Source organism: Flavobacterium sp., assembly GCF_040402955.1.
Classification (GTDB): Bacteria; Bacteroidota; Bacteroidia; order Flavobacteriales; family Flavobacteriaceae; genus Flavobacterium.
The window spans coordinates 1-10,602 of the sequence record NZ_JBBALQ010000034.1; the positions used below are offsets into that span (position 1 = coordinate 1).

Genomic DNA, 10,602 nt, shown 5'->3' on the forward strand with positions numbered 1-10,602 from the left:
TCGCGTCCCGCCCTAGCGGGAAGGTCGCAGGTTCGAATCCTGCCACCCCGACAAATGACTTCAATTATATTGAGGTCGTTTTTTCATACAACAAATCAATATTTAAAATTACATCTACAACTAACATTTTTTTATAATATTTATTATTTATAGCACTATATGAAAATTAATTACTTGTAAATTAAATTTTTGTTTAATAATTTACTACTTTTGTTAAACAAAATAATAAAAGATGAAATCTGAAAACAATACGTTAACAAATATATCTACAGAAGATATTGGAAATGACCATTTATTTACATCGCTAGAAACGCCGATGGTAGCAAATGCGTTTTCAAAATCGGACACTGAAAAAAAAGAAATTATTGCATTTCACTTTACAGAAATAATGAAAGCATTGGATTTAGATTTATCTGATGATTCATTAAAAGGCACTCCAGAAAGAGTGGCGAAAATGTATATTGAAGAAATTTTTTTAGGATTAAATCCAAAAAATAAGCCTAAAATGGCACTTTTTGAAAACAAATACCAATACAATCAAATGTTGGTAGAAAAAAACATCACGTTTTACTCCAATTGCGAGCATCACTTTGTACCAATTTTTGGAAAAGCGCACGTGGCATATATTTCTTCTGGTAAAGTAATCGGCTTATCTAAATTAAATAGAATTGTTCAGTATTATGCGAAACGACCTCAAGTTCAAGAACGATTAACGATGCAAATTGCCGAAGATTTAAAAATTGCCTTAGATACAGAAGATGTAGCCGTTATTATTGATGCCAAACATCTTTGCGTATCTTCAAGAGGCGTTCAAGACGAAAGTTCTGCAACAGTGACCACATCTTTTAATGGAGCATTTAATACACCACAAAAAATAAATGAATTATTACAATTAATCAATAATTAATTTTCATTTAAAAATAGTTAATAAAATTCTATCTTTTCTATAAAGATAGAATTTTTTTTATAGTATATATTTCTATCTTTGTGTAAATTAAAGATGCTATTTATGCTTATCATTGGTATTGCTGGAGGAACTGGTAGTGGAAAAACTACAGTTGTACATCAAATTATGAACGAATTGCCTTCTACAGAAGTTGGCGTAATTTCTCAGGATTCTTATTACAAAGAAACCAACAATTTATCCTACGAAGAACGCACTAAAATTAACTTTGATCACCCACGTGCTATTGATTTTGAATTATTAATAGCGCATTTAAAAGATTTAAAAGCTGGTAAAGTTATTGACCAACCAATTTATTCTTTTGTAACTCATAACAGAACGGATGATACCATAAGCACTCATCCAAGAAAAGTAGTAATTGTAGAAGGAATTTTAATTTTTACAAATCCAGAAATTCGTGATTTGTTTGATATTAAAGTTTTTGTTCACGCCGATTCTGATGAACGATTAATACGTCGTTTAAAACGAGATATAGCAGAACGAGGTAGAGATATGGATGAGGTTTTAAATAGATATCAAACCACTTTGAAACCAATGCACGAGCAATTTATTGAGCCAACAAAAGCTTTTGCCGATATCATTATTCCAAATGACAAATACAACACGGTTGCCATTGATGTTGTAAGAGCAGTTATAAATCAACGAATAGACAAATAATGTTTAAAAAAATTCAAATAATAGTTCAGAAATTTCCTTTTCTAAGTTTTTTAGGAAATAAATACGCTATAACATTGATTGCTTTCATTGTATGGATGCTATTTTTTGATAACTATTCTTATTTTGAACATCGTTTTTTAAATGGGCAGATTGATGAATTAAACGATAATAAAAAATATTACAAATCTGAAATTGCAAAAGACAGTATTAAAATTAAAAATCTTAAAAACGATAATATGACAGAAAAGTATGCACGCGAAAAATACTTTATGAAAAAGGACAGCGAAGATATTTACATCATAGAATTTGAAGAAGATAAAATAAAAGACAGTTTACTTGAAGCAAAAAAGTAACCTAAATGTATACGTTTTCAAATCAAAAACAAATCAATGAAAACACAATTATTTAAAGATTTTAATACCGTTTCATCTAAACAATGGAAACAACAAATACAATTTGAGTTAAAAGGTGCAGATTATAATGACACATTAATTTGGGAAAGTGTAGAAGGAATAAAAGTAAAACCTTTTTACCATTCAGACGATACTATTTCAACTATAACTACAAATACTAACACAACAGCGTTTATTATTTTGCAACAAATTTTTGTACACGACATTCAAATGTCTAACAAAAAAGCAAAAGAAAGCTTAAACCGCGGAGCAGAAAGTATTCTTTTTACGATAGAATCCGATAAAATTGACATCGCAAAACTAATGACTAACTTGCCATTAGAAAATGTAGTTTATTACTTCAATTTACCCTTTCTTTCAACAGAATATGTGAAATCACTAAATGATTTTGCTACAATTAATTCCTATAATTTCATTATTCAAATTGATGCTATTGGTCAACTTTGCAAAGATGGAAATTGGTATGAAAACCTAAATTCAGATATTCAAAAACTGAATGAAATTTCAAAAAATACTACCATTCCCTTTTTAACGATACAATCTGGAATCTATCAAAATTCTGGTGCCAATATGGTACAACAATTGGCGTATACTTTAGCACATTGTAATGAATATTTCAATAGAATTTCAAAAATAAATCAGCCAATTTCTATTGAAGTTAGTGTGGGCACAAATTATTTTTTCGAAATAGCTAAAATTAGAGCTTTACGCTTACTTTTCAATACGTTAGCAATCGAATACAATTATAATTTTGATTGCCATATCATAGCAACACCCACAAAACGCAACAAAACAATTTACGATTATAATGTAAATATGCTACGGACCACAACCGAATGTATGTCGGCTATTTTAGGTGGTGCCAATGCAGTTTCTAATTTAGCATACGATGCCATTTATCATAAAGACAACGAGTTTGGCGACAGAATTTCACGCAATCAGTTATTAATACTGAAAGAAGAAAGTTATTTCGACAAAGTAAATAATCCATCAGATGGCGCGTATTATATTGAATCTTTAACCGAACAATTGGCAGAAAAAGCTTTAGAAGTATTTAAAGAAATTGAAGCCAATGGTGGTTTTATCACACAATTAATTGAAGGCACTATTCAAAGAAAAATTTCAGAAAGCGCACTAAAAGAACAAGGATTGTTTGATTCTGGTAAAGAAATTTTGTTAGGAACAAACAAATATCCAAATCCAAACGACAAAATGAAACACGATTTAGAATTGTTTCCTTTCGTAAAAACAAAAGATAGAAAAACGCTAATTGTACCGATTATTGAAAAACGATTAGCCGAAAAAATCGAACAAGAACGTTTGGAAAAAGAGACAATCTAAAAATCACTTTTTCAATCATAAAATTCATTACATTTGAATTTAAATTAAAGTACTATGGAAGCATTCAGACAAACAGTTACGGTAAAAAATCATAAAATTAGCATTACACTTCCAGATGATTTTAGTTCTGAAGAAGTTGATGTTATCATTTTACCATCTCAAAATAAGGAATTCAACATTCCTCAATGGCAAATGGATCAAGTAAGAGAAAGAAGTGAGGAATACCATAAAAACCCTTCTATTGGCTTGGATTTTGATGAGGCAATGAAAAACATTGAAAATGAATTATAAGATAATTCTTTTACCTAAAGCTTATGAAGATATCAAAGAAATAAATAAGTTTTATAAAAAAATTAATATTGAATTGGCTAAAAGATTTAATTCTAATTTAAAAATAGAAATTAAAAATATGGCAAACAATCCTTTACTTTTTCAAGTAAGGTATGATTTGACATTTCGAGTTATAAAAATCAATGATTTTCCATATTTAATCCATTTTGAAATAATAGAAAATCATATAATTATAAATGCAATTTATCATTCCTCTAGGGATAGTAAATTAAATGAATTTTAATTTTACAAAATTGAGAAAAAACATACAACATATACAATTAGTCGAAAGTCAAAAGGCGAAAGTTGAAAGTAATCAAACTAACTTCCACACAGCCGAAAACATTGATTTAAAAAAAACCTACTCCAAAGAAGATATTGAAGGATTAGAACACATTGGTTTTGGAGCGGGTTTTGCACCAAACTTACGAGGTCCTTACGGCACAATGTATGTTCGCAGACCTTGGACAATTCGTCAATATGCCGGTTTTTCAACGGCTGAAGAAAGTAATGCGTTTTATAGACGTAATTTAGCTGCCGGGCAAAAAGGACTATCCGTTGCTTTTGATTTGGCCACACATCGAGGATACGATTCGGATCATATTAGAGTACAAGGCGATGTTGGTAAAGCAGGTGTAGCCATTGATTCGGTGGAAGACATGAAAATTCTATTCGACCAAATTCCGTTAGACGAAATGTCGGTTTCTATGACAATGAATGGTGCCGTTTTACCTATAATGGCCTTCTATATTGTAGCTGCAGAAGAACAAGGCGTAGCGCCAAACCAATTAGCAGGAACCATTCAAAACGATATATTGAAGGAATTTATGGTACGAAATACGTACATTTATCCACCAACGCCTTCTATGAAAATTATTGCCGATATTTTTGAATATACGAGTAATAATATGCCAAAATTTAACTCCATTTCCATTTCTGGTTATCATATGCAAGAAGCAGGTGCAACGGCCGATATTGAATTAGCATATACACTTGCAGATGGTTTAGAATATATTCGTACCGGATTATCAACAGGTATGAAAATTGATGAATTCGCGCCCCGCCTATCTTTCTTTTGGGCAATTGGAATGAACCATTTTATGGAAATTGCTAAAATGCGTGCGGGAAGAATGCTTTGGGCAAAATTACTAAAACAATTTAACCCTAAGGATGAAAAATCATTAGCATTACGTACCCATTGTCAAACATCGGGTTGGAGTTTAACCGAACAAGACCCATTTAATAACGTAGCTCGAACTACAATTGAAGCCGCTGCTGCAGCTTTTGGTGGTACGCAATCGTTACACACTAATGCCTTAGACGAAGCCATAGCTTTACCAACAGATTTTTCAGCAAGAATTGCTCGAAATACACAAATTTTCTTACAAGAAGAAACTAAAATTTGTAAAACAGTAGACCCTTGGGCAGGAAGTTATTACGTAGAAAGTTTAACGGCAGATATTACAGAAAAAGCGTGGGCATTAATTGAAGAAGTGGAAGCTTTAGGCGGAATGACGAAAGCCATAGAAGCTGGAATACCAAAATTACGAATTGAAGAAGCTGCCGCACGTAAACAAGCACGTATTGATAGCACACAAGATATTATTGTAGGCGTAAACAAATACCGTTTAGAAAAAGAAGATCCGTTACATATTTTAGATGTAGATAACGATATGGTGCGCAACCAACAAGTAGCTCAATTAGCAGAAATAAAAGCAAAAAGAGATACCGCTAAAGCAGCAAAAAGCATACAAGATTTAACAGAATGTGCCAAAACAGGAAATGGCAATTTATTAGCTATTGCTGTTGAAGCAGCCAGAAATAGAGTAACTTTAGGAGAAATTAGTGATGCCTTAGAAGTGGTCTTTGGACGTCATAAAGCACAAATTAAATCGATAAGTGGAGTGTATAGTAAAGCCATAAAAAACGATGAGAGTTTTGAAAAAGCAAAACAATTAGCAAACAAATTCGCGGAAAAAGAAGGTCGTAGACCCAGAATTATGATTGCTAAAATGGGGCAAGACGGACACGACCGTGGCGCAAAAGTAGTAGCAACAGGTTATGCCGATGTGGGTTTTGATGTAGATATTGGTCCTTTGTTTCAAACACCAGCCGAAGCAGCAAAACAAGCCGTGGAAAATGATGTTCACATTTTAGGTGTATCATCTTTAGCAGCAGGACATAAAACTTTAGTACCACAAGTAATTGAAGAACTAAAAAAATATGGTCGTGAAGACATTATGGTAATTGTTGGAGGTGTAATTCCAGCGCAAGATTATCAATTTTTATTCGATGCTGGAGCTGTTGCCGTTTTTGGTCCCGGTACTAAAATTAGTGAAGCCGCAATCAGTATTTTAGAAGTACTTATTGAGGATTAAATCTATTTAAACCTGACAGGTTTTTGAAACCTGTCAGGTTTGTAATTATCGAAACATTTTTTATATTTGTATCTTAATATACGCCAATAGATTATGATACAAGCCTTAGAACACGGTAACTATTACCACATTTACAATCGTGGAATAAATAGTACAACACTATTTAAAGAAAAAGAAAACTACGAACACTTTCTAAAACTTTTCGAAACTCATATAGACCCAATTGCTGAAACTTTCGCTTGGTGTTTAATGAAAAATCACTTTCATTTCTTAATTAGAATAAAAGATCTTTCTGAAATCAATAAAGAAAAAATTATTTTGCCTTCACAATCATTTTCAAATTTATTTAATGCCTACACAAAAGCATATAATAGAAGATATAACCGCCATGGTGCGTTATTTGAAAGACCTTTTAGAAGAAAACAAATTAATTTTGATACGTATTTACAAAATGTAATTGCCTACATACATAATAATCCAGTTCATCATAAAATTTGTTCCCACCCTATTGAATATCCTTGGAGTTCTTATATTAGTTGTCTTTCTGAAAAGCCAACAAAACTTAAAAGAAAAGAAGTAATTGAAATTTTTAATGATGTAGATAATTTTAAAAATGTACATCAAGAAAAAGGTAATTATTTTGCAGTAGAAAATGAATTAGGTTTCTAATTTTAAACCTGACAGGTTTTTGAAACCTGTCAGGTTTAATTTATTATTTATTAGCGTCTCGTACCAATCTTTTCAAAATTGCCCATTGTTTAAGCGCATCTCTTGCTTCTACAGCTGGATAGCCTAACATTATTTTTCCTGCAGGAATATCGCCCGTTACTCCGGAACCTGCACCAACAATAGCACCATCGCCAATTACCGTATGGTCTTTAATAGAGGCACTACCACCAATAATTACGCCATTTCCTAAAGTTACCGAACCTGCTAAACCAGAATTTCCTGCCATAATACAAAATTTACCCAATTTACTATTGTGCCCTATTTGTACTAAATTATCAATTTTACAACCATCTCCAACAATTGTAGAACTGAATTTCCCTCTATCTACACAAGAATTTGCACCAATTTCTACACCATTTCCAATTATAACATTTCCAATTTGTGGAATTTTTACCAATCCTCTTTCTGGATCTGGACGGAAACCAAAGCCATCCGCACCAATCGTCGCATTTGGATGTACAATACAATGACTACCAATGTGGCAACGCTCTCTAACAACAGTGCCCGACCAAATGGTGGTTTGATTTCCAATGGTACACTCATCTAAAATGGTTACGTTTGGATAAATAAGTACGTTTTCACCTATTTTAACATTAGGTCCAATATACACCCCAGCTCCTATTTTTGTATGATTCCCGATAGTTGCTGAAGCATCAACAACTGCTGTTGGATGAATATTTGCAGTAAAAACAGGGGCTGGAGGAGCGAACATTTCTAATACTTGCGACATCGCCAAATCGGCGTTTGACACTTTTATAAAAGCCCGATTTTCACCTGGTTCAATAGAAATATCTTGATTTACAACCGCTACACAAGCTTTAGAATCCGACCAAAATTTTTCGTATTTTTTATTTCCAATAAAAGAAATTTCTGTGTCTTTTGCTGCTTCTAATTGTTCCGGCGCCGTAATAATTGTAGTGGTATTACCAACAATTTCACCTTTTATTACCTGATTTATTTCTTGAATAGTATACGTTTTCATCCTATGTAATAGTTATTTAAACCTAAATATTTTGCACCAAAGTACATTAAAACTAATTAATATGAAAATTTTTAAAATTTTACAGAAAATAATGCAGAATAATTTCGAATTTAAAACAGCAAAAAATTATTTTCCTCTTGGATGAAAGGTATGCATTACATCTGCTAAAAATTTTCTATCCAAGTGCATATAGACTTCTGTAGTCGTAATAGATTCGTGACCCAACATCAATTGAATCGAACGTAAATCGGCACCATTTTCTAATAAATGTGTTGCAAAAGAATGCCGAAATGTGTGTGGTGAAATGGTTTTTTTTAAATCGATTTTCAGTGCTAAATCCTTAATAATTGTAAAAACCATAGCGCGAGTAAGTTGTTTTCCCCTACGATTGAGAAACAACGTGTCTTCGTGTCCTTTTTGAATAGGTAAATGGGTACGAATGAAGTTTTTATAGTTCAAAATTATTTTTTGCGTAGGCAAACCAATAGGAACAAATCGTTGTTTGTTTCCTTTTCCTGTAATTTTCAGAAAACCTTCTTCAAAAAACAAATCGGATATTTTTAACGTAATTAATTCCGAAACCCTTAACCCACAACTATATAAAGTTTCTAACATTACTTTGTTGCGTTCTCCTTCTGCTGAAGTTAAATTTATGGCTTGAATTAATAAATCTATTTCTTCTGTAGAAAGTGTATCGGGTAATTTTCTACCTGTTTTTGGGACTTCAATTAATTCAAGCGGCGTGTCTTTTCGATACTCTTCAAAAATTAAATAATTAAAAAAACTTTTTAATCCTGAAATTATTCTGGATTGACTTCGCGCATTAACTTGGGTAGAAATGGTATAAATAAATTGTTGTACCTGTTCGTCGGTAATTTTTATTGGAGTAACTTCTATGTTATTTTCTGTCAGAAAACCAACCAATTTTTCAACATCAAACGAATAATTTTGAATGGTATTTGGAGACAACCCACGTTCCAAACGTAAATAATTTTGATATTCTTTTAGGTACGAATTCCAGTTTGACATCTCATATTGAATTTAGGCTAAGATATAGCTTTCTATTTTCTGATGCAATACTAATAAAATAAAGGCATAAAAAAAGCCTTACATTTCTGTAAGGCTTTGGGTGGAAGACCGGGTTCGAACCGGCGACCCTCGGTACCACAAACCGATGCTCTAACCAGCTGAGCTACAACCACCAGGTATAAATACGGGTGCAAATATAACACTAAACTTCATACTTGCAAAGAAAAAAATAAATATTTTACTTCAAATCCCCTAAACTATTGATGTTCAAATGTCTTTCTTCAGTAAATCCTTCAATGAAATTTAAAAAATATAAAATATAACATTTTGGAAATAAAAGTTTTGATAAAATTAAATTACAATAAAAACAATACAAATTTTATTAGAGATTTTTTACTTCTTTAAATAAATCAACCACATCAATTTGTAATGCAGTACAAAAGCGCAATAACAAATCTACCGTCATTCTTTGTTTATTACTAAAAACCCTTCTAACTGTAGTTTCTGAGCATATTGAAGCTTTAGCAAATTTACTTTTATTTCCATCAAACTTTTTTAGGAAATCTTTGTAAAGTAAATTAACTAATTCTACTTCTATTTGTTCAACACTATTTTGCATAGAACAAAGAAAATAAACTAAAAATCTAAAAAAGTTTCTTTAACTCGACTTATAAGTCGAAATATTTATTATATTTGAAAAAAATACAATATGAAAAAAATAGTACTTCAAATTATTTTGCTAATCTTTACCGCTCAGGCCATTCAATCACAAACAGTTGTATTAGATGCAAACAATGTTACAGTTAAATGGACTGGAACTACTGTTCCATCACCTTATTTTGTTCAAGCGAACCCAAGAGGTACAGGAATGGAATGGTTTGCAATAGTTAATAATTCAACCAAAAGTAATATAACTGATTATGCAAAAAATATTCAATCGGGAATAACTTTTTTTACTAGACCAAGTACTACAACTCCTATTCCTTTTAATAACATAGTAACAACTCTTGTTACTGATTTGAATAACATCTTTACTAATGCTACCTCCTTTAACCAACCTATTGGGTCTTGGGATGTGAGTAATGTTACTGATATGTTATCTATGTTTTATAACACAAACGCCTTTAACCAAAATATTAGTTCTTGGAATGTGAGTAATGTGACTAATATGTCTTTTATGTTTTATAGCACTGACTCCTTTAACCAACCAATTGGTTTTTGGAATGTGATTAATGTTACTAATATGGAAGCTATGTTTTTCTCTGCTAAAGTATTTAACCAAAATATAAATTCTTGGAATGTGAGCAATGTTACTAATATGAAAACTATGTTTGCTTATGCTCCCGCCTTTAACCAACCTATTGGTTCTTGGAATGTGAGTAATGTGACTAATATGCAAGGTATGTTTTATAGCACTCCCGATATACCTACCGCTTTTAACCAACCTATTGGGTCTTGGAATGTTATTAATGTAACTAATATGACTGGTATGTTTTCTGGTGCTACTGTCTTTAACCAACCTATTGGGTCTTGGAATGTGATTAATGTAAATAATATGAGTAGTATGTTTCAAAGTGTTCAAGGTGCTTCCGCCTTTAACCAACCTATTGGATCTTGGAATGTGAGTAATGTAACTAAAATGACTAGTATGTTTGCTCGTGCTCCCGCCTTTAACCAACCTATTGGTTCTTGGAATGTGAGTAATGTGACTAATATGCAAGGTATGTTTTATGGCGCTTCCGCATTTAACCAAAATATAAGTTCTTGGAATGTGAGTAA

General features: G+C 31.9%; 12 protein-coding genes and 1 tRNA gene. 9 read left to right on the forward strand and 4 right to left on the reverse strand.

Translation table 11 applies throughout. The annotated features are described in order from the left end of the window. Window positions 1-232: 232 nt before the first annotated feature. The 8 genes from folE to ABWP78_RS09500 all read left to right on the forward strand — a co-directional run bounded on the left by folE (window position 233) and on the right by ABWP78_RS09500 (window position 6,752). The gene (folE, locus tag ABWP78_RS09465) at window positions 233-907 is read left to right on the forward strand and encodes a GTP cyclohydrolase I FolE (protein WP_353170918.1); all 675 of its coding nucleotides are present in this window, start codon (window positions 233-235) and stop codon (window positions 905-907) included. Between the two features lie 102 nt (window positions 908-1,009). Further along, complete coding sequence (udk, locus tag ABWP78_RS09470; RefSeq protein WP_353170921.1) at window positions 1,010-1,621, forward strand: uridine kinase; 612 nt, start codon at window positions 1,010-1,012, stop codon at window positions 1,619-1,621. Continuing rightward, window positions 1,621-1,974 carry an FtsB family cell division protein gene (locus ABWP78_RS09475; RefSeq protein WP_353170924.1) on the forward strand — a complete coding sequence of 118 codons (354 nt, stop codon included), beginning with the start codon at window positions 1,621-1,623 and terminating at the stop codon, window positions 1,972-1,974. Before udk ends, ABWP78_RS09475 begins: the two co-directional genes overlap by 1 nt. A gap of 36 nt (window positions 1,975-2,010) precedes the next feature. After that, a complete protein-coding gene (locus tag ABWP78_RS09480; protein ID WP_353170927.1) occupies window positions 2,011-3,375 on the forward strand; it encodes a methylmalonyl-CoA mutase subunit beta in 1,365 nt (454 codons plus the stop codon). A 54-nt stretch (window positions 3,376-3,429) separates the two neighbouring features. After that, entirely contained in the window at window positions 3,430-3,666 is a 237-nt protein-coding gene (locus ABWP78_RS09485) for a hypothetical protein (RefSeq protein WP_353170930.1), read from the forward strand. Continuing rightward, window positions 3,656-3,949, forward strand: a complete 294-nt coding sequence (locus ABWP78_RS09490; protein WP_353170933.1) for a type II toxin-antitoxin system RelE/ParE family toxin — start codon at window positions 3,656-3,658, stop codon at window positions 3,947-3,949. The genes ABWP78_RS09485 and ABWP78_RS09490 overlap by 11 nt, the downstream gene beginning before the upstream one ends. Next, on the forward strand, window positions 3,939-6,083 hold the full coding sequence (scpA, locus tag ABWP78_RS09495; RefSeq protein WP_353170936.1) for a methylmalonyl-CoA mutase: 2,145 nt from the start codon (window positions 3,939-3,941) through the stop codon (window positions 6,081-6,083). The genes ABWP78_RS09490 and scpA overlap by 11 nt, the downstream gene beginning before the upstream one ends. A gap of 93 nt (window positions 6,084-6,176) precedes the next feature. After that, window positions 6,177-6,752, forward strand: coding sequence for a transposase (locus tag ABWP78_RS09500; RefSeq protein ID WP_353170938.1), 576 nt, complete (start codon window positions 6,177-6,179; stop codon window positions 6,750-6,752). Window positions 6,753-6,795: 43 nt separating this feature from the next. Here ABWP78_RS09500 and lpxD read toward each other — a convergent pair whose 3' ends face one another. From lpxD to ABWP78_RS09520, 4 genes are all read right to left on the reverse strand, one after another. Further along, complete coding sequence (lpxD, locus tag ABWP78_RS09505) at window positions 6,796-7,794, reverse strand: UDP-3-O-(3-hydroxymyristoyl)glucosamine N-acyltransferase (RefSeq protein WP_353170941.1); 999 nt, start codon at window positions 7,792-7,794, stop codon at window positions 6,796-6,798. Between the two features lie 126 nt (window positions 7,795-7,920). Beyond that, entirely contained in the window at window positions 7,921-8,823 is a 903-nt protein-coding gene (locus ABWP78_RS09510; protein ID WP_353170944.1) for a site-specific tyrosine recombinase, read from the reverse strand. A 98-nt stretch (window positions 8,824-8,921) separates the two neighbouring features. Continuing rightward, window positions 8,922-8,997, reverse strand: a tRNA-His gene (locus ABWP78_RS09515). 208 nt (window positions 8,998-9,205) lie between these two features. Continuing rightward, window positions 9,206-9,442, reverse strand: a complete 237-nt coding sequence (locus ABWP78_RS09520) for a helix-turn-helix domain-containing protein (RefSeq protein ID WP_353170947.1) — start codon at window positions 9,440-9,442, stop codon at window positions 9,206-9,208. 90 nt (window positions 9,443-9,532) lie between these two features. On the opposite strand from ABWP78_RS09520, the gene ABWP78_RS09525 reads away from it, so the two are divergent. Continuing rightward, window positions 9,533-10,602, forward strand: a 1,070-nt coding sequence (locus ABWP78_RS09525) for a BspA family leucine-rich repeat surface protein (RefSeq protein ID WP_353170950.1), incomplete at its 3' end; no start/stop codon positions are given.